A 19,739-nucleotide genomic window follows, 5' to 3' on the forward strand; every position below is an offset into this window, starting at 1 on the left:
TTCTTCGCAACCACCACCCTACCTTGGACAGGATCTAAGGCAAGGCGGCATCTAGAGCCATATTCGCTCTTGAATTGACGCCGAAGCCTGCCAGGGTGCGCCGGGCCCTGCCGACGGCCGTCGGACGCGGTGCTCGGACGCGCCCGCCGGGTGATGTGCTCGACCGGTCTCGTCCCCCCTTCGGGCCGCTCAGGGCGCCGTCCTCCGCACGCACCGACACAGTGGTTCCTGAGCCACCCGGCTCCGGAAGGAAGCGAGGCGTACGCATGAAGATCGCGGTCATCGGCGGGACGGGGCTGATCGGTTCGCAGGTCGTCAAGGACCTGAACGCGGCCGGGCACCAGGCGGTGCCCCACTCCCAGTCGACCGGCGTCGACGTCGTCAGCGGCAAGGGGGTGGACGAGGCGGTCCGGGGAGCCGAGGTCGTCGTCAACCTGACGAACTCCCCGACCTTCGACGACGCCTCACCGGCCTTCTTCCGGGCGTCGATGGACAACCTCCTGGCCGCCGCGCAGCGGGCCGGGACGGGACACTTCGTGATCCTCTCCATCGTCGGCGTCGACCGGGTGCCGGGGCTGGACTACTACCGCGCGAAGGCGCTCCAGGAGGAGATCCTCAGAGACGGCCCCGTGCCGTACTCGATCGTGCGCGCCACCCAGTTCATGGAGTTCATGGAGGCGGTCCTGTCCTGGACCGCCTCCGGCGACTCCGTCCGGCTGCCCGCCACGCCGATCCAGCCGATCGCCGCGAAGGACGTGGCGGCCGCGGTCGCGGACGTCGCCGTGGGCCCTCCGCTGAACGGCATCCGCAACATCGGCGGACCGGAAGTGTTCCCCCTGGACGAGGTGGGCCGCATGACCCTGGCCCACAAGGGCGACGCGCGAACGGTCGTCACCGACCCGGGCGCCGGCATGTTCGCGGCGGTCGAGGGAGACGTCCTGACCGACCTGGACGCCCATCTGGCCCCCACCCGGTACGGCGACTGGCTCTCCTGAATGCCCGAGCACGCCGACCGCGACCGCGCCGACGGCGTCGCGCCGAGGGGAATCCTGCGGCGCCGGCCGGAGCGGTGGCTGTTCAAGGGAATCTACGGCCTGGTACTGGCCAGCGCGCTGGTCGCGGCGCTGGACGTGCCGGGCGAAGAGGCCAACCCCGGCCAGGACGCGCTGTGGGTCCTGCTCACGGCGCTGACCTCGGGCGCCGCCCACGGGTACGCGCATGTCATCGCCCGGCGTGCGTCCGGCGGCGGGTCGGCCGGACCGAGCCGACTGCGCGCGGTGCTCGCCGAGTGGCCGCTGGCCGCCGCCGTGCTGCCGACCGTGGTGATGCTGCTCGCCGCCGAGGCCGGGTGGTGGGCGGAGGAAACGGCCGCCGACACGGCCCTGGTGCTCAACACCGTCCTGCTCTTCGCCCTGGGCACCTCCGCGGCCCGCGCCGCCGGGCTGGGCCGCCTGTCCTCGTGTCGCGCGGGACTCCTGGACATGCTGATCGGCCTGGTGATCATCGTCGCGGACGCGCTGATCGAGTAGCGGGCGGGTGCCCCGTGAACGCGCCGGGGAGGCTCACGGCCGACCGATGCCGATGCCGATGCCGTCCGCCGACGTCGGTATCGGTATCGGCATCGGCGGACGGTGACGAAGCCGCGGCGGAGATCCTCCTCGCGCACGCCTTCCCCGCCGGGGCCGACGACCCTCGCCGTCACTCGGCCGTGTCCCTGGCCTCGGGGTCGCCGCCCTCGCGCTGGTGGCCGCGGCGGGCGTCGCGGTCGAAGATGCCCAGGATCTCGCAGGGGCCGCCGGCGGTCCCGATCGCGTGCGGCATCATCGTGGGGAACTCGGCTGCCTGGTGGGTCTCGACGCGGAAACGGCGGTGGCCGAGCATCAGGACCGCCGTGCCGGACAGGACCACGAGCCATTCGCGCCCCGGGTGGGCACGCATGCGCGCCGGATTCTCGGGCGGCGGCTGGGTCATGCGCTGGCGCACCACGGTCATGCCGGGGTCGCCCTTCACCGGCCAGCGCATCAGGCTGTGGGCGCTGTCGATCATCGGGCTGGTGATGACGTCGTCGTCGGCCGTCTCCACGAGCTGGTCCAACGTGGTGTCCAGGGCGCGGGCGAGGGTGACCAGCTGATCCAGGGCCAGGCGGCGCCGGCCGTTCTCGATGCGGCTCAGCGAGGACTGGCTGAGACGGGCGCGCCCGGCCAGTTCCTCCAGGGACCAGCCCTGTGCGACCCGCAGGGCGCGGATGCGCTTGCGTACGAGGCTGTCCAGGTCTCCATCTTCTTGCGTCATGAGCAACATCGTATGCCTCGAACGCAAAGCGGGCTTAGTTTCGGACGCAGTCGAGCCGCACTTCCCCGACCCCCTCCACGCCCCGTCGGGCGGCGGCATGCCCTGCGAAAGGAACCCATGAGCACCAGCCCACCCGTACGGGCCCCCGAAGCCGGCGGCGGGAACACCCCCGACGCGCGCCGGCTGCGCACGATCCTGATCGCCGTCTCCGTCGCCCTGATGGCCGTCGTCGCCTCGGTGTCCGGTCTGAGCGTCGCACAGACCCACATGGCCGTCGAGTTCGGCGCCTCCCAGAACACGGTCCTGTGGATCATCAACATCTACACGCTCGCCCTGGCCGCGCTGCTGCTCCCGCTCGGTGCCGTCGGCGACCGGCTGGGCCGCAAGCCGATACTCGTCGCCGGTCTGGCTGTCTTCGGTGCGGCGAGCGTCCTCGCCGGACTGGCACCCTCGGCCGAGGTCATGCTCGCCGCCCGCGTGGCCGGCGGTGTCGGCGCCGCGATGATCATGCCGGTCACCCTTGCCGTCATCACCTCCACCTTCCCCGAGGAGCAGCGCGGCAAGGCGATCGGGGTGTGGACCGGTGTCGCCGGAGGCGGCGGCATCCTGGGCATGTTCCTGTCCGCCCTCCTCGTCGACGTCGCCGACTGGCGTCTGCTGTTCGTCCTCCCGGTGGTCCTGGTCCTCGTGGCCCTGGCCATGGCGCTGAAGTCGGTCCCCAACTCCCGTGAGACCCCGGCCCACCGGTTCGACACGGCCGGAGCGCTGATCTCCACCGTCGCCGTGACCAGCCTCATCTTCGTCCTCCAGGAAGGCCCCGAACGCGGCTGGACCGCCCCGGTGACGCTGACCGGCCTCGTCGTCGGCAGCACCGCCGCCGTCGGTTTCGTCGCCTGGGAACTGCACAGCCGCGACGCCGCGCTGCTGGACGTGCGCCTGTTCCGTGAGCGAGGCCTGGCGGGCGGCTCGATCACGCTCCTGGTGGTCTTCGGCGTCCAGGCGGGCATCGCCGTGGTCCTCTTCCCCTACTTCCAGGCCGTGCTCGGCTGGTCGGGCCTGCTCTCCACGGTGGCGCTGATGCCCATGGCCGTCATGATGATGGCGACCTCCGGCCTGGCCCCCGGGCTCGCCGCCCGGGTCGGCTCCCGTACGACCATGGCCGCGGGCATCGCCCTGGCCGGCGTCGGCCTCGCGCTCATGGCCCTGTTCGTCTCCGTGGACGACGGGTACCTGACCATCCTGCCCGGCATGCTGGCCATGGGCGTCGGCATGGGCATGTCGATGACCCCGTCCACCGAGGCCATCACCGGCTCCCTGGCGCGCGGGAAGCAGGGCGTCGCCTCCGCGCTCAACGACGTCACCCGCGAGTTCGGCACCGCACTCGGTATCGCCCTGCTCGGGGCCCTGCTGGCCAACGGCTACCGCGGCGCCATCGACGACCGGCTGGACGGCGTCCCCCAGGGCCCCGCGGACGAGGCCCGCGAAGGCGTGGCCAACGCGGTCGAGGCCGCGGGCGGGGCCGGACCGCACGGTCCGGACCTGCTGCACGCAGCCCAGCAGTCCTTCGTCGACGGCTGGCAGCAGGCCATGTGGGCGGGCGTCGCCGTCATGGGCGTCCTGTTCGTCCACATCGCGTTGCGGGGGCCCGCGAGGACGGCCCCCGCGGTCGCGGACGAAGCCGAGGCCACCGAGGCACTCGACGCCCCTTGACCACAAGCGAGTCAGCGGTCCTGGGACAGTTCGAGGAGCTCGGCGAAGGTGCCGCCCGCGTGGACGAGGTCGTCGTAGCGGCCCTGCTCGGTGATCCGGCCGTGCTCCATGACGACGATGTGATCCGCGATCCTCGTGTTCTCCAGGCGGTGGGTGACCACGATGGTGATGCGCTCGGCGGCGATCCGCTTGATCTGCTCGAAGATCTGGTGCTCACCGCGCGGGTCCATCTGGGACGTCGGCTCGTCCAGGATCAGCAGCCCCGGGCGGCGGTACAGGGCCCTGGAGCACGCCACGCGCTGCCACTGGCCGCCCGACAGCTCGGTGCCTCCGAAGACGTCACGGGACAGCAGGGTGTCCAGTCCCGCCGGGAGGCCGTCGACCGCCTCGCGCAGACCTGCGGCATCCAGGGCCTCCCACACCGGGGCGTCGTCGTGGGTGCGGGGCTGGCCGAGGGTGACGTTCTCGCGGACCGGCATGGGCCACTGGGCGAAGATCTGCGGCACCAGACCGATGTGCGCCCACACGGTCGCGGGGTCCATGTCGGCGAGGTCGGTGCCGTTCCAGGTGACCCGTCCCTTGTCCGGAAGGTGGATGCCGGTCAGCAGCCGGGTCAGGGTGGACTTGCCCGAGCCGTTCGCCCCGACGATCGCGAGGATCTGACCGCGCTCCAGGGTGAGGGAGACGCCGTCGACGGCGGGCCTGTCCTTGCCCGGGTACTGGTAGACGACCTCCTCCAGCCGGATCTGCTCGGTCGGCGCACGGTGCCGGCCGGGCCCGCGCTTCGGGCCGCGGCGTCGTCGAGGAAGGCCTGCATGTCGCTCAGGTAGAGGCTGGTGTGGAAGACCGCGGCGCCGTTGACCACCACCTGGGAGAGCGCGGCCAGCGTGGTCTGCACGGCGATGACGGCCGTGGCCGCGACCGCGAGTCCGATCCGGCCCGAGACCGCCAGCCAGGCGAGCACACCCCAGGTCACGACGAGGAAGACGCCGCCGGCCGACGCGGACAGCACCGCGATCCGCAGCGTACGCGGCGCGGCGGCCAGCGTGCGCCGGTCGCACCGGTCGGACAGGGTCCGGTACCAGTGGACGAGGTAGTCGGTCATCGAGTTGGCGCGGACCTCGTCGCCGTACTTCGACGTCGTCGCCCACCAGCGCATCATGCCGCGCACGTTGCGGTCGGCGATGTTGGCGTAGTGGACCTCGTAGTCGACCCGGGCGGTGAGGACCGCGCCGGTGCCGGCCGGCAGCACGGCGAGCAGGAGCAGCGGCAGCATCAGCGGGTCGAGCACCGACAGCACACCGCCGGCCGTGACCATCCGGATCAGCGCGGACAGGAACCGCTGGGCGTCGGCGACCATCACCTGGGTGCGGATCACCCCCGTCTCGGCGGCCTCGTGCCGGTCCGAGAAGCCCTCCTGCGCGTATGCGGACGCCTCCACCCGGACAACCGCCTCGACCAGAGCACTGTCCGTCTCCGTCGTCAGCCGGGGAGTGATCCGCCGCTCGGCGTAGGTGGCCACCGCCGTCGCACCGCGGCCCAGCGCGGCGGCGAGCGCCACCACCAACAGGGCCGGCACCGCTCCGCGCAGCCGGTCGCCGGCGGAGCCGTCGCCGAGCACGGGCGTCATGGCGCGGGCGGTGGCGGTCAGCAGCACGGCGGCGGAGACACCGGTGACCACCTGGCAGCCCATCAGCATGTGCACGGCCCGTCGGTCGGTCCGCCACGCCAGTCGTGCGATCCGGCCCAGCACGGCCGGGATCTGCGCGCACATCCGCCCGAAGGAGGCCTCGGCGAGCGGATTGACGGCATACCGCCCGCTGTACGTGATCTCCGCAGGCGGCGGGGGAGGCGGCGCGGGGGTCTGCGGTCCGTTCGCGGCGGTCGAGTTCAATGGGTCCCCCTTGAAGGTCGTTCGAGCGTGGTCGGGAAGCTCAACGACCGGACCGAGGTATCGAACACATGTGTTTCGGTCGGGGTCGGAACCCCGGGATACCGCGCGTGTCGGTGCGTGGCGGATGCACGGACCCGGTCGCGTCAACAGGGGTGTGGAGCGCGGAGGTTGGCCGAATCGCCGACACCGGGGTGCGAGGCGGTGGTGGATGCCGGCACGGCAGGGAGAGGGCAGGAGCCGACTGCTCCCGTTCCTCGGCGTGGACGGGCCCCGGTCCCTTCTGGCGCACCGCCGCCCCCGTGGAACGACGGTGCCTGCGCCGCCGGGCGCGGAAGTTACTGGTGCGACATGTCTTGACCCCCATGATCACCTCGGATTACGGTTCCCGCGTTTGCACCGGATTGAATCGATTCAATCAACGGAAATCAACGGAACCTCCTCCAAACCCTGGGGCGCACTCATGCACGAACTCGTCTCGCAGCGTGGCGGGATGTCCCGGCGCGCGGTGCTGGCCGCCGCCGTGACCGCGGGGGTGACCGCCACCGTCGTCACCGTCTCGCCCGGCGTCGCCGCCCTCCCCACCGGTCCGGCCGCCGACCGGACCTCCGGCCCGGCCCGGTGGTTCACGGACCCCGCCCGGTCGGTGCGCCCGAAGTTCCGCTGGTGGTCGCCGGACGGTCTGGTCGACCCCGACGAGGTGGCCCGCGAGATCGACCAGATCGCGGACGCCGGCTTCGGCGGAGCCGAGATCGCCGCCGTCCATCACAGCATCCGGGACAAGTCGCTCCTGGACACCGCCCACCACGGCTGGGGCAGCAGACCCTGGCGCGACGGCGTCGAGGCCGCCCTGCGCCGCGCCGCGCGACGCGGCCTGACCGTCGACCTCACCCTGGGCCCGAGCTGGCCCGTGGCCGTCCCCGGCGTCACCCCCGACGACGAGGCGGCCGCCAAGGAACTCGCCCACGGGCACACCTCGCTGGCCGCAGGGGTCACATACCGCGGTCCCGTGCCCGCGCCCGTCCACGAGCCGGCGTCCGGCGTCCGCGCCCAGCGCCTCCTCGCCGTCCAGGCCGCCCGCGTAGACCCCGCCAACTCCACCCGCAAGGAAACCGGCCTCGACCCCGACAGCATCCGCGACCTCACGGACACCGTCACCGAGGACGGTCTGACCTGGACGGCACCCGCGGACGGCGAGTGGATGCTGATCTCCTACTGGCAGCGGGGCTCGGGGCAGCAGCCGGAGTCGGGGCCGCACTCCGCGCCCGAGGCCTTCGTCGTCGACCACCTGAGCGCGGCGGGCACCGCCGCGGTCACCGACTACTGGGAACACCACGTCCTGTCCGGCTCGCTGCGACGTCTGCTCAGGGCGGCGGGCGGTGCCTTCTTCGAGGACTCGGTGGAACTGGAGTCCGAGGGCCTGGTCTGGACGGCGGGTCTGCCCGAGGCCTTCGAACGGCGCACGGGCCGACGGCTGCTGCCCTGCCTGCCCGCCCTCGTCCTGGACGACAGCGACCAGGTGTTCGCGTTCGAGGCCCAGCTGACCCGGCAGATCCGGCACGACTTCTGGGCCACGGTCTCCGACCTGTTCAACCGGCATCACGTGGGCGCCCTGAAGGACTGGGCGCACTCCCTCGGCATGACCCTGCGCGCCCAGCCCTACGGCCTGCAGACCGACGCCATCGCCACCGCCGCGATCCTCGACATCGCGGAGGGGGAGTCCCTCGGCTTCAAGAACCTGGACGACTACCGGTGCCTGGCCGGCGGCCGTGACATGGCGGGCCACACCGTCCTGTCCTGCGAGGCCGGCGCCTACAACGGCTCGGCCTACAGCACCACCTGGGACCGCGTGCTGCGCACCATGGGCGGGGCCTACGCGGCGGGCGTCAACCAGACCGTGATGCACGGCTTCTCCTACGCGAGTGCCCCCGAGGCCGAGTGGCCCGGATTCGCCGCGTTCAGCCCCTACAACGGTGCCCCGGGATACGGCGAGTCGTGGGGGCCCCGGCAGCCGACCTGGCGGCACGCCGGGGACGTCGCCGACTACCTCGGCCGCGTCCACGCCGTCCTGCAGTCGGGCACCGCCCGTGCGGACGTCGCCGTCTTCCGGCAGACCGGTTACACGGCGACGGGCATCGGCGCGTCCTGGTTCACCTCGACCGGTGTCCCGCTCGGGTGGACGCACCAGTTCCTGAGCGGGCCCCTCCTCGACCTGCCGAACGCCGCCGTGTCCGGCGGGCGGCTCGCCCCCGACGGTCCGGCCTACAAGGCGCTCTTCGTCGAGGGCGACTTCTTCCACGGGTCGACCCCGACCCTCGCCCTCGCCGACGCCCGCAGGATCCTCGGCTACGCGCGGGCCGGGCTGCCCGTGGTGCTCCTGGGCGCCTTCGACCGGGCGCTGACACCGGGCGTGCCGGCGGCCGGCGAGACCGAGCGGCTGCGCGACGTCCTCGCCCGCCTGCTCGCGCTGCCGGGCGTGGTCCGCGTCACCGAGAAGACCGCGGTCGGCGACGCCCTCGCCGCGCTCGGCGTCACCCCGGACGTGCGGCACGCCGTGCCCTCGACGCTCCTGAACGCCCACCGGGCCACGGCGGACGCCGACTACTACTACCTGGTCAACGGCAAGCACGCCGAGACCGTCAAGCCGCCCGTGGCCGCGATCGACCACGACGTCACACTGCGCAGCACGCGAGGCCGCGACGCGGTGCCCTACCTCCTCGACCCCTGGACGGGCAAGGCCGTACGGGTCGGCCGGTACACCGGGGACGGTCAGAACGTGACCCTCCGCGTCGCCCTGCGGCCCGGCCAGGCACTCGTCGTGGCGCTGGGACGCCCGGGCCTGTTCGGCGACCGGCACGGCAACCGCCCGCACGCCCTCTCGTCGGACGCGGACGAGGTGCTGTTCACCGCACGCGGTCTCACCGTACGGGCCGGAGCGGCCGGCACCTACCGCACGCGGCTGTCCCGGGGCCGCACCGTCACCACCACCCTCCCGGCGGTGCCCGGCCCGATCGAACCGGGCCGGTGGCAGGTCGAGGTCGAGGACTGGCGCCCCGGTGACCGCCCGACCCGGACCGAACGGGTGCGCCGCACCCTGACGCTCGACCGTCTGCTGCCCTGGTCGGGCATTGCGGAACTGGCGGACTGCGCGGGCATCGGCCGCTACCGCACCACCGTCTCCCTGCCCGGCAACTGGAGTTCCGCCCACGGCGCCCTCCTGGAGCTGGGGCAGGTCAGTGACACCTTCCGGGTCAGCGTCAACGGCGTCCACGCCGATCCGGTCGACCGGCTCGACCCCGTCGTAGACGTGGGCCCGCTGCTGCGCCGGGGCACGAACACGATCGAGATCGAGGTCGCGACGCCCCTCGTCAACCGGCTCCGGGTGAGCCGCCCGGAGGTGTTCGGAGGGCTCGCCCGCCAGGAGTACGGGCTGGTGGGACCGGTGCGGCTGGTCCCGTACGCGCAGAAGACGGTCTGACTCCGCTGAATTGAACGATTCAAAACAGCGCGGACGGTGCCGAGGCCCGTCCGCGCCGAGTCATGTCCGCCTCCGCCTCCGCAGACTTGCGATCTGAAGGGACTTATGGGGCGTCAGCTGGTTCTTGTGAGAACCCTTGACGCTCCTGGTGGTGCCACTTAGCGTCTCCGTCGAATCGAGTAAAACGATTCAATCGAAGGGAGCTGAGCCCCGCCCCATGCCCGCACCGCACAGCAGACCCGCCCCCTCCCGCCGCCAGGTCCTGTTCACCGCGTCGGCCGCCGCGGCCACCGCCGCGATGCCGACCGTTCCCGCCGCGGCGGCGCCCGCGCCGACGAGTGGCGCGCACCGCTCACGGCCCGCGCTGGCCGCCTTTCCGCTCTCGGCCGTCCGCCTCCTCGACAGCCCCTTCCTCGCCAACATGCGGCGCACCTGCGCTTATCTCCGCTTCCTGGACCCCGACCGGCTGCTGCACACCTTCCGGCTCAACGTCGGCCTGCCCTCCTCCGCCGAACCCTGCGGCGGCTGGGAGGCCCCGGACGTGCAACTGCGCGGCCACACCACCGGACATCTCCTCAGCGCCCTGGCCCACGCCCACGCGGGCACCGGCGAGTCCGCCTACGCGGACAAGGCCCGTCTGCTCGTCTCGGCGCTGGCCGAGTGCCAGCGGGCGGCACCCGCGGCCGGGTTCAACCGCGGCTACCTCTCCGCGTTCCCGGAGTCGGTCTTCGACCAGCTGGAGGCCGGGGGCAAGCCCTGGGCGCCGTACTACACCCTGCACAAGATCATGGCCGGTCTCCTCGACCAGTACCGGCTCAGCGGGAACCGGGAGGCGTTCGACGTCCTGCTGGAGATGGCCGCCTGGGCCGAGGCGCGCACGGCCCCGCTGTCGCGCGAGCGCATGCAGAGCGTGCTCAAGGTCGAGTTCGGCGGCATGAACGACGTCCTCGCCCGACTCCACCTGGAGACCGGCGACCCGGTGCACCTGCGCACCGCGCGTCGCTTCGACCACGACGAGCTCTACGCGCCGCTCGCCGCCGGCCGCGACGAACTCGCCGGGCGGCACGCCAACACGGAGATCGCCAAGGTGGTAGGTGCCGTACCGGCCTACGAGGCCACCGGCGACCGACGCTACCTGGACATCGCCGACACCTTCTGGACCACCGTCGTACGCCACCACTCGTACGCCATCGGCGGCAACTCCAACCAGGAGCTCTTCGGACCGCCGGACGAGATCGCGAGCCGGCTCTCGGAGGTCACCTGCGAGAACTGCAACAGCTACAACATGCTCAAGCTCGGCCGGGACCTCTTCCGCCACGATCCGGAGCGCACGGAGTACCTGGACCACTACGAGTGGACCCTGTACAACCAGATGCTCGCCGAGCAGGACCCCGACTCGGCGCACGGCTTCGTCACCTACTACACCGGGCTGTGGGCAGGCTCGCGGCGCGAACCGAAGGGCGGCCTCGGCTCGGCGCCCGGCAGCTACAGCGGGGACTACGACAACTTCTCCTGCGACCACGGAACGGGCCTGGAGACGCACACCAAGTTCGCCGACACCGTCTACTTCCGCACGCCCGGCACCCGCCGGCCCGCGCTCCACGTCAACCTGTTCATCCCCTCCGAAGTGCGCTGGGACGAGCGGGGCGTGACACTCCGCCAGGAGACCGACATCCCGACGGGCGACCGCACCCGCCTGACCGTCACCGAAGGGGAGGCCCGGTTCGCGCTGCGGATCCGCGTGCCCGGCTGGCTGGCCGCGGGCGACGGACGTGCCGGGCTGACCGTGAACGGCCGACGCACCGGTCACCGCCTCGAACCGGGCACCTGCACGACGGTGACACGCCGCTGGCGGACCGGGGACCGCGTCGAACTCGTCCTGCCCCGTGTCCCCGTCTGGCGCCCGGCGCCCGACAACCCTCACGTCAAGGCCGTGTCGTACGGCCCGCTGGTCCTGGCGGGCGCATACGGGGACACGCCGCTCACGACGCTGCCGACCGTCCGTCCCGGCACGCTGCGCCGCACACCCGGCGCGCCCACCCGGTTCACGGCCCTCGCGGACGGCAGCCGGGTCACCCTCCGCCCCTTCCACGAGATCCACCACCAGCGCTACAACGTGTACTGGTCCGTCGAACCCGCGCCGGCGCCCCCCCCGCCGACGTGGCCCGGTACTCCCTCGACGAAGGACTCGGCACCTCGGTGGCCGACCGCACCGGGACCTTCGCCGACGGCTCCCTGACCGGCGGCGCGACGTGGAGCACCGACGGCGGCGCGACGGCGGTGGCGCTGGACGGACGTGACGGACACGTCGTACTCCCCGCCGGACTGCCCAGCGGGCTCCAGGAGTTGACCGTGTCCACCCGGGTCCGCGTCGACACCCTCGCCCCCTCCGTCCGCGTCTTCGACCTGGGCTACAGCAAGGACACGTACCTCTTCCTCACGGCGACCACGGGCGCCGGGCGGGCCCGCGCCGCCCTGAAGATCGCCGGAATGGAGGCCGAGGACTTCGTCGACGCCACCGGACCGCTGCCCCTGGGCCGCTGGACCCACGTGGCGCTCACCCTCGCCGACGGCACCGGGGTGCTCTACGTCGACGGCGTCGAAGCCGGGCGGAATGCGGCCATGGTCTCCGGCCCCCTCCTGCTCGGCCGGACCAGCCGCAACTACCTGGGCCGGTCCCAGAACAGCACCCACCCGTACCTGCACGGCGCCGTCCGCGACTTCCGGCTGCACAACCGCGCCCTGTCCGCCGACCAGGTACGGCGCCTCGCCCAGGGCTGACCACACCTCCACGGCCACCGCCGCCGCCCGTCGCCGCACCCCACCACCCAGGAGCACAGCCATGCCCGAACACCCCCTGTCCAGACGCCGGTTCGTGGCCGCGGCCGGTGCCGCCGGCGCCCTCGTCGCCGTCGGCCTGCCCGACGCCGCGCACGCCGCCGGTCCACCGGCCGGACCGGCCCACCAGGAGCGGGACGCCTGGTCCGCCCGGCACTTCGCCGACCCGCGCCGCGACAGCCGCCCCACCGTCTACTGGTACTGGAACGGCCCCGTCACGCCCGAGCTGGTGGACCGCCAGCTCGCGGACCTGAGGTCCAAGGGCATGTACGAGGTGATCCTGTTCTCCTTCGACAACGCCGAGATGACACCGGTGTTCTTCACCGAGGAGTGGTTCGACATCGTGGGCCACGTCCTGCGCACCGCCGAACGCACCGGCATGCGCGTCTGGTTGTTCAACGACGACCACTTCCCCAGTGGCCGCGCGGGCGAGTTCATCGTCAAGGGCGGACAGGTCGGCACCCGCTCCTACGCCCCACGGCCCGAACTGCGCCTGAAGGCACTCGCCCGCTCCACCACCGTGGTCACGGGACCGGTGGCGATCGACCTCAGACGCAGCACCGGCGTCGGGGTGGAGGCGGGACGGCTGGTCGCGGACGCCGCGGTCCTCGACGGCGCCGCCGTGCTGAGGGACAGCGCGGAGTGGGGCGACTGTACCGTCACCGGCAGCGCGAAGGCCGAGCACGGTGGGGCCGGACTCCTCGTACGGGCCTCGGCCGACGGGCGCACCGGATACGCCGTCGCCTTCGACCAGACCGGCGTGGTCACCGTGGAGCGGCTGACCGACGATGCCGAACCGGCCGAACTGCTGCGCAGCACCCGCACCGACGGCTTCAACAAAACCAAGTTCCACACCCTCCGGATCGCCCTGAGCGGTGGCGGCCTCTCCGTCACCCTCGACGGCAAGGACAAGGGGACCGTGGAGGGCCTGACCGAGCAGGCGGGCGGGGTCGGGGTGCGCGCCGTCGGCGACCAGCGCGCCGTGTGGGAGACGCTCACCGTCGAGTCGCCCGACGGCACCCCCCTGTACACCGGTTCCTTCGACCGCTCCGCCGCCGCGGGCGACTTCCCGGAACACCCGCTGCCGGGCGCGGGGTTCACCGTCGCGGCCGCCGCCGCCCGGCCCACCGCGGCCACCGCCGCCACCGATGTCGTGGACCTCACCGACCGGCTCACCGGCGGACACACCTGGCAGGTCCCGGCGGGGGAGTGGCAGGTCGACCTCTTCGGCGGCGTGCTCCTCGCCGACGACAGCCAGGGGTACAGCCGCAGCTACGTCGACCTGCTCGACGAGGAACCCGTCGAGCTGTTCCTGGACATCGTCCCCGGCGAGTACCACCGCCGGTTCGGGCGCTACTTCGGCACGGTCGTCCCCGGCTTCTGGGACGACGAGCCGTTCTTCGCCTCGGCGGAGGCCCATTTCAAGCGCCTGCCGTGGTCACCGACCCTCGACCGCGCCCTGCGCACCGTAGGAGTCGCACCCGGCCTCGCCTATGCCGCCGCCTTCGACGACCTCGGCCGCTCCGGCCGCATCGCCCGCGGCAACTACTGGAAGGCCGTCTCCGATCGCTTCGCCACCGCCTTCCGCAAGCAGGCCCAGTGGTACGAGAAGCGCGGCGTCGCCCTGATCACCAACCCGCTCTACGACGAGACCGCCCCCGCCAAGCGCATCGCGTCCACCGGCGACCTGCACAAGGTCAACCAGTGGGCCCAGGTGCCCGGCGGCGACATCATCACCGCCGAATACGTGGCCGGTGAGCCCACCATGATCCCGCGCAACCCGGTGTCCGTGGCCCACCAGATGGGTCGCGAGCGGGCCCTGCTGGAGATGTTCGGCAACATGGGCTGGCAGGTCACCCCCGGTTTCGTGCACGCCACCGTCGGCGCGCAGGCCGCCCGGGGCATCAACCTGACCGTGCTGCACGCCCTGTGGACCGACGAGAGCCGGGTGTACTTCCCGCCGCCCTTCGGCCCGCGCGCCCCCTGGTGGTGGGCCATGCGCCCGCTCGCCGAGTGGATCGGCCGGGTCATGGAGGCCGGCCGCGGCACCTCCGCCGCCCGCACGGCGCTGCTGCAGCCGCAGCGGGCCGCCGAGCAGTGGGCCGGCACGGACCGGCAGGAGGACGTGGACGCCCCGCTCGGCGACGCGGCCCACGCCCTGGAGCGCGCCCAGGTGGACTTCGACCTGCTCCACGAGGGCGCCCTGACCCGGGACCCCGCGTTGCTGGCCCACGCCGAGGTCCGCGAGGGACGCCTGGTCGTCGGGGCGGCCGCCTACGACCTCGTCGTCGTTCCCGCCACACCCGTCCTGGACGCCGACGGCGTGCGCGTGCTGCGCGAGTTCGTCCGGGCCGGCGGCACCGTGATCGCGGTGGGCGTCCTGGACGTCGAGGAGGCGGACGGCGGCGACCGCACCCTCGCCCACGGACTCTCCGAGCTGTTCGGCGGCCGGGTGCCGGCCCGCAGGTCCCTGGGCCGCGGACACGCCGTCCGGGTCGCGGACACCGGCGCGCTCGGAGCCGCCGCCGTCGCGGCCGGTACCGCGGCGGCCGTCCTGGACCCGGCCCAGGACGCGGTCCGGGTACTGCGGGTGCGCCGGGGCCCCGACACCGTCTTCCTGATCAACAACGAGAGCGGCGCGCACGTGCGCACCGTCGCCGCCCTCCCGGCCACCGGCCGGCCCGAGACCTGGGACCCCGCGACCGGCACCGGCGGGCCCGTGCCCGTGTACCGGGCCACCAAGGACGGCGTGCGGGTGACGTTGGACCTGGAGCCCTACCGGACCGCCGTCGTCGTGGTCCGCGGCGGACACCGCGACCGGCCCCACCTCACCGAGTCGTCCGTGCCGGTCCTGTCCGTGGAACGCCACGGGCACGTGCTGCGCGCCACGGTGGAGGCCTCGGCCGCCGGGACCCACCGACTCGTCGGCGCCGACGGCGGCCACCGCTACCACGGCACCGTGCGCATCGACGACCCGCTCGCCCCGCTCCCGGTGGACGGCGACTGGACCCTCACCTTCGAACGCGAGGGTGCCGAGCCCGTCACCGGGCCCCTGGGCAGCTGGACGCGGTACGACGAACTGTTCTCCGGCAGCGGCACCTACACCACCGACATCGATGTCGACGCCGCCCGGCTGCACGGCCGCCGCGTCCTGCTGGACCTCGGGGACGTCCGCGACGTCGCTGAGGTGTCCGTCAACGGAACCGTCCTGCCGCCGCTGCTGTGGGCCCCGTTCGTGGCCGACGTGACGGGACACGTCGCGGCCGGGCGCAACACGCTGCGGGTCCGGGTCGCCAACACGCTGGCCAACGAGCGCAAGAAGCCACTGCCGTCCGGCCTGCTCGGCCCGGTCACCCTGCGCTTCCGGCGCCGGACCATCGTCCGACTGCGCCGCGTCTGACACCACGACAACCCCGCCGCCCAGGAGCCGCCATGCCCAGAACGAACCCACCCGTCGGACACCGGACCGCCGCCGCCCTCGCCGGTGTCACCGCCTTCGTCACCCTGCTGGCCGGCGCGGTCACCGCCGACGCCGCGACCACCCGCACCATCGCCCCGACCGCGCTGCGCACCCAGCACCTGAGCGAGGCCCTCGGCATCGACGACACCACCCCGGAACTCAGCTGGCAGACCACCGCCGGCACCCCGGACACACGCCAGGCCGCCTACCGCGTCCAGGCCGCTACCTCCCTCCAGCGGCTCCGCACCTCCCGACCCGACCTGTGGGACTCCGGGAAGGTGGAGTCGTCGGTGCCCGGGACGACGTACGCCGGGAAGGACCCGGGCTCCCGGGCCAAGGTGTACTGGCGTGTCATGCTCTGGTCCGGCGACGGGAAGCGGCACAGCGGCTGGAGCACCACCGCCGTGTTCGAGACCGGCCTGACGCAGCAGTCGGACTGGGACGCCCGGTGGATCACCCACCCCGACTGGCGGCTGAGCGACCGGACCGTCGAACCGGTCGTCGTCCGCCTGCCCCGCACCACCGCCCGCTACGTACGACTGGACGTCACCCGGCTCGGCCTGCCGCTCGCCGAGTCCTTCCCCGAGCGCACCTGGCGCCTCCAGCTCGGCGAGATCGACGTCCGCGACTCCGGCACCTCCACCACCGGCCTGGCCCGCGGTGCCGCGGTCACCGCGTCCGAGAGCAACACCGTCCGCAAGACCTGGGAGCCCGCCCTCGCCGTCGACGGCCTGCCCAACAGCGCCCTGCAGACCGCGGCGGGCTACGCGAGCGCCGCGCACACCGGACCGGACGTCTCCGACGCGCCGATCACCCTCACCCTCGACCTGAAGACCGCGAAGACCTTCGACGAGGTGGCGCTCTACCCCCGCGCCGACGTCCTCACCGACGACGGCCGGATCCCCGGATTTCCCGTCGACTACACCGTCTCCGCCGCCGACAGCGCCGACGGCCCCGCCACCCGGCTCGCCGAGGTCACCGGCCAACGGCAGCCCACCCCCTACCTGCCCGCCGGACTGCCCCTGCTCACCGACGACTTCACCCTGCCCAAGCGCGCCCGCAGCGCCCGCCTCTACATCGCCGGACTCGGCATCTACGACGCGACCGTGAACGGCGAACCGGTGGGCGACGCGGTCCTCGAACCGGCCAACACGGACTTCGCCGAACGCCTCCAGTACGCCACCTACGACGTCACCGACCACCTGCGCACCGGCGCCAACACCCTCGGTGTCGCCCTCGGCAACGGCATGTCCAACGTCGTCAGCACCGCCGACCGCTACCGCAAGCTGTACGGCAACCTCAGCGACCCCAAACTGATCGCCCGGCTGGAGGTGCCCCTGGCCGACGGCCGGGTGCGCACGATCACCAGCGGCGACGACTGGCGCACCACACTCGGCCCGACCACCGCGTCGAACTGGTACGGCGGCGAGGACTACGACGCCCGCCGCGAGATCCCCGGGTGGGACGAGCCCTCCGGCGACCGGCGCGGCTGGCGGCACGCGGTCGCGGTGGCCGGCCCCGGCACCGCCGACCGGCCCGCCCGGCTCAGCGCCCGGGAGACCGAGCCGATCCGTGTCGTGGAGACCCTGAACGGCAAGGAGGTCGACGGCGCCGAGGGCAGCCGCGTCTTCGACCTGGGCCGCAACATCGCGGGCTGGCCCGAGATCACCGTCCGCGCACCCGAGGGCACCGCGATCCGCGTGTACCCGGCGGAGAGCCTGAAGGACGGCCACGCCTTCCAGTCCATCAGCAACGTCGGCGCCCCCCTGTGGGACAGCTACACCACCGCGGGCGGGCGGCACGCCGAGAGCTGGCACCCCAGGTTCAGCTACCACGGCTTCCGCTACCTGGAACTGCGCGGAGTGCCCGCGAACGCGACGGTGAGCGTCCGCGGGCACGTCCTGCGCACCGACAACGCCTCGGCCGGCGACTTCACCAGCTCCGACCCGCTGATCAACCAAATCCACTCGCTGATCCGCCGCTCCGTCGAGGGCAACATGATGAGCGTGCTCACCGACTGCCCGAGCCGCGAGAAGCTCGGCTGGCTCGAACAGAACCAGCTCGTCTTCCCCGCCCTCGCCGGCAACTACGACATGCGGGCCTACCTCCGCAAGATCGTCCGGGACATGGCCGACGCGCAGACGTCGGACGGGCTGGTCCCGAGCACCGTCCCGGAGTACACCAGCCTCCCGGGCGCCTACCGCAACGACTCCAACTGGGGCGGCGCCTTCGTCCTCGTCCCCTGGCAGCTCTACCTCACCTACGGAGACCGCCAGACCCTGGAGACGTACTACCCGGACATGCGACGCTACGCCGCCTTCCTGGAGACCCAGGTCGCCGACGGCATCCTCGACTACGGGCTGGGCGACTGGTTCACGCCCGACCGGACCTTCCCGCGCGCCGTGGCCGGCACCTACGGGTACTGGCGGGTGGTCGACACCCTCGGCCGCATCGCCTCGCTCCTCGGCGACACCGCCGCGGCCGATGAGTACCGCCGAAAGGCCGCCGCGAGCGTCGAGGCACTGACGGCGAAGTACTACGACGCAGGCACGGGAACCTTCGGCGGCGGCGGACACGGCGCCGAGGCACTCGCCCTCGACATGGGCGCCTACCCGCAGGGCGAGCGGGACCGCCTGCTCTCCCACTTCACCGACGCGATCAAGGACGCCGGAAACCACCTGGTCCTGGGCGAGATCTCGCTGCCCGCAGCCTTCCGGGTGCTCAGTGGCGCGGACCGCGACGACCTGGTGCACGCCATCGCCACGCAGACGACCAGCCCCAGCTACGGCTACCAGGTGCTCGCGGGCAACACCACCCTGGGCGAGTCGTGGGACGGCGGACCCGGCCAGTCCCAGAACCACTTCATGCTCGGCGCCGTCGACTCCTGGTTCACCACCCGCGTCGCCGGCATCTCCCAGACCGAGGACTCCGTCGGGTACGCGAAGCTCCTCGTCGACCCGGCGGTGGAGGGCGACATGACCTCCGCGGCGGGCTCCTACCGCACCCCCTACGGCGTCGCACGCACCGACTGGGAACGCTCGGACGACCGCTTCCGCCTCACCGTGGACGTTCCCGCGGGCAGCACCGCGCAGGTGCACGTACCGGTCGCCGGCAAGCGCACCGGGGCGCCAGAGGCGCCCGAGGCCGCACGACTGCTCCGGGTGACCGGAGGGGAGGCCGTGTACGAGGTCGGATCGGGCCACTGGACCTTCCGGTCGACCATGGCGGGCGGCCGCTAGGCCGCCGTGCCGGCGGGGCGGCCGACCGTAGGCAGCGGTCGCCCCGCCCGGCATGTCGCGGCCCGTGCCGCCACGTCGGTCGGCGAGGATTTTGTCCGGGGCCCGGACGAGGCGAGGAGAGGACCACGGAGGGCAATCGGCGTCGGGACCTCCCACCGGGGTCGCGGCAGCGCGCGGACACCTGGGCCGCGCGGCTGCTGACCTTCTCCGCGGGCGCCGTCAACGCCTGGGGCTTCCTCTCCCTGGGCGGCGTCTTCACCAGCGTGGTCACCGCCAACTCGGCGTTGCTCGGAGTCGGTCTGGGCGGCGCGGACCCGGCGCTCGGCGCCCTGGCCGCCGTCGCGGTGCTCTGCTACGTGCTCGGCGCGGCGGGAGCCGGCTGGGCGGCCGGCCGTGCCCAACGGGGCGGACGCCTGCGCCCCGCCGACTTCCTGCTGCTCGAGCTCGTCCTGCTGTGGGCCGTCGTGGCGTGGTGGCTCACCGTGGGCGGGGACCCGTCCGGCGGGGAGCGCACGGCGATGCTGGGAACCTTGGCGGCCGCGATGGGCTGCCAGAACGCCGGTGTCCGCGTCGCGATGGGCGCGCAGGTGCCGACCGCCTACCTGACGGGACTGCTGACGGGGGCCGTCACCGACGCGGTGACGGCCCGGCGCGTCCAGTGGCGTGCCCCGGTGACGATGGCACTGCTGATCCTGGGCGCGGCCGCCGCCACGCTGCTGGAGCGTCTGCTGCCCGGCGCCGCACCGCTGCTCCCCGCGCTGCTGGTGACGGCGGCGTGGCTGACGGGGCGCGTGCGTACGGGATCCCGGCGCGCCTCCTGACGCGCCGGGC

Annotated in this window: 8 protein-coding genes and 2 pseudogenes; 8 read left to right on the plus strand and 2 right to left on the minus strand. The window is 73.0% G+C overall.

The genetic code is table 11. The annotated features are described in order from the left end of the window. Window positions 1-266: 266 nt before the first annotated feature. A complete protein-coding gene (locus ACFYZ3_RS12430; RefSeq protein WP_388515880.1) occupies window positions 267-995 on the plus strand; it encodes an SDR family oxidoreductase in 729 nt (242 codons plus the stop codon). Further along, window positions 996-1,529 (plus strand): hypothetical protein, encoded by a 534-nt coding sequence (locus ACFYZ3_RS12435; protein WP_388515882.1) that lies wholly within the window; start codon window positions 996-998, stop codon window positions 1,527-1,529. Between the two features lie 169 nt (window positions 1,530-1,698). Here ACFYZ3_RS12435 and ACFYZ3_RS12440 read toward each other — a convergent pair whose 3' ends face one another. Continuing rightward, window positions 1,699-2,301: a helix-turn-helix domain-containing protein gene (locus ACFYZ3_RS12440; protein WP_388515884.1), complete on the minus strand. Its 603-nt coding sequence runs from the start codon at window positions 2,299-2,301 to the stop codon at window positions 1,699-1,701. Between the two features lie 108 nt (window positions 2,302-2,409). Here ACFYZ3_RS12440 and ACFYZ3_RS12445 point away from each other — a divergent pair, with 108 nt between their 5' ends. Next, window positions 2,410-4,002, plus strand: a complete 1,593-nt coding sequence (locus ACFYZ3_RS12445) for an MFS transporter (RefSeq protein ID WP_388515886.1) — start codon at window positions 2,410-2,412, stop codon at window positions 4,000-4,002. Window positions 4,003-4,013: 11 nt separating this feature from the next. Here the strand turns inward: ACFYZ3_RS12445 and ACFYZ3_RS12450 are convergent. Then, a pseudogene (locus tag ACFYZ3_RS12450) lies at window positions 4,014-5,896 on the minus strand (ABC transporter ATP-binding protein). A gap of 460 nt (window positions 5,897-6,356) precedes the next feature. Here ACFYZ3_RS12450 and ACFYZ3_RS12455 point away from each other — a divergent pair. The 5 genes and pseudogenes from ACFYZ3_RS12455 (at window position 6,357) to ACFYZ3_RS12475 (ending at window position 19,729) form a co-directional block, all read left to right on the plus strand. Further along, window positions 6,357-9,371: a glycosyl hydrolase gene (locus ACFYZ3_RS12455; RefSeq protein WP_388515888.1), complete on the plus strand. Its 3,015-nt coding sequence runs from the start codon at window positions 6,357-6,359 to the stop codon at window positions 9,369-9,371. Between the two features lie 217 nt (window positions 9,372-9,588). Then, window positions 9,589-12,152: pseudogene (locus ACFYZ3_RS12460) on the plus strand (beta-L-arabinofuranosidase domain-containing protein). Between the two features lie 61 nt (window positions 12,153-12,213). Beyond that, a complete protein-coding gene (locus ACFYZ3_RS12465) occupies window positions 12,214-15,609 on the plus strand; it encodes a glycosylhydrolase-like jelly roll fold domain-containing protein (protein WP_388515890.1) in 3,396 nt (1,131 codons plus the stop codon). Between the two features lie 32 nt (window positions 15,610-15,641). Next, window positions 15,642-18,908 carry a family 78 glycoside hydrolase catalytic domain gene (locus ACFYZ3_RS12470; RefSeq protein ID WP_388515892.1) on the plus strand — a complete coding sequence of 1,089 codons (3,267 nt, stop codon included), beginning with the start codon at window positions 15,642-15,644 and terminating at the stop codon, window positions 18,906-18,908. 194 nt (window positions 18,909-19,102) lie between these two features. Continuing rightward, window positions 19,103-19,729 (plus strand): DUF1275 family protein, encoded by a 627-nt coding sequence (locus ACFYZ3_RS12475; protein WP_388515992.1) that lies wholly within the window; start codon window positions 19,103-19,105, stop codon window positions 19,727-19,729. Window positions 19,730-19,739: the final 10 nt, after the last annotated feature.

This window comes from Streptomyces sp. NPDC001599, assembly GCF_042893535.1.
GTDB lineage: Bacteria > Actinomycetota > Actinomycetes > Streptomycetales > Streptomycetaceae > Streptomyces.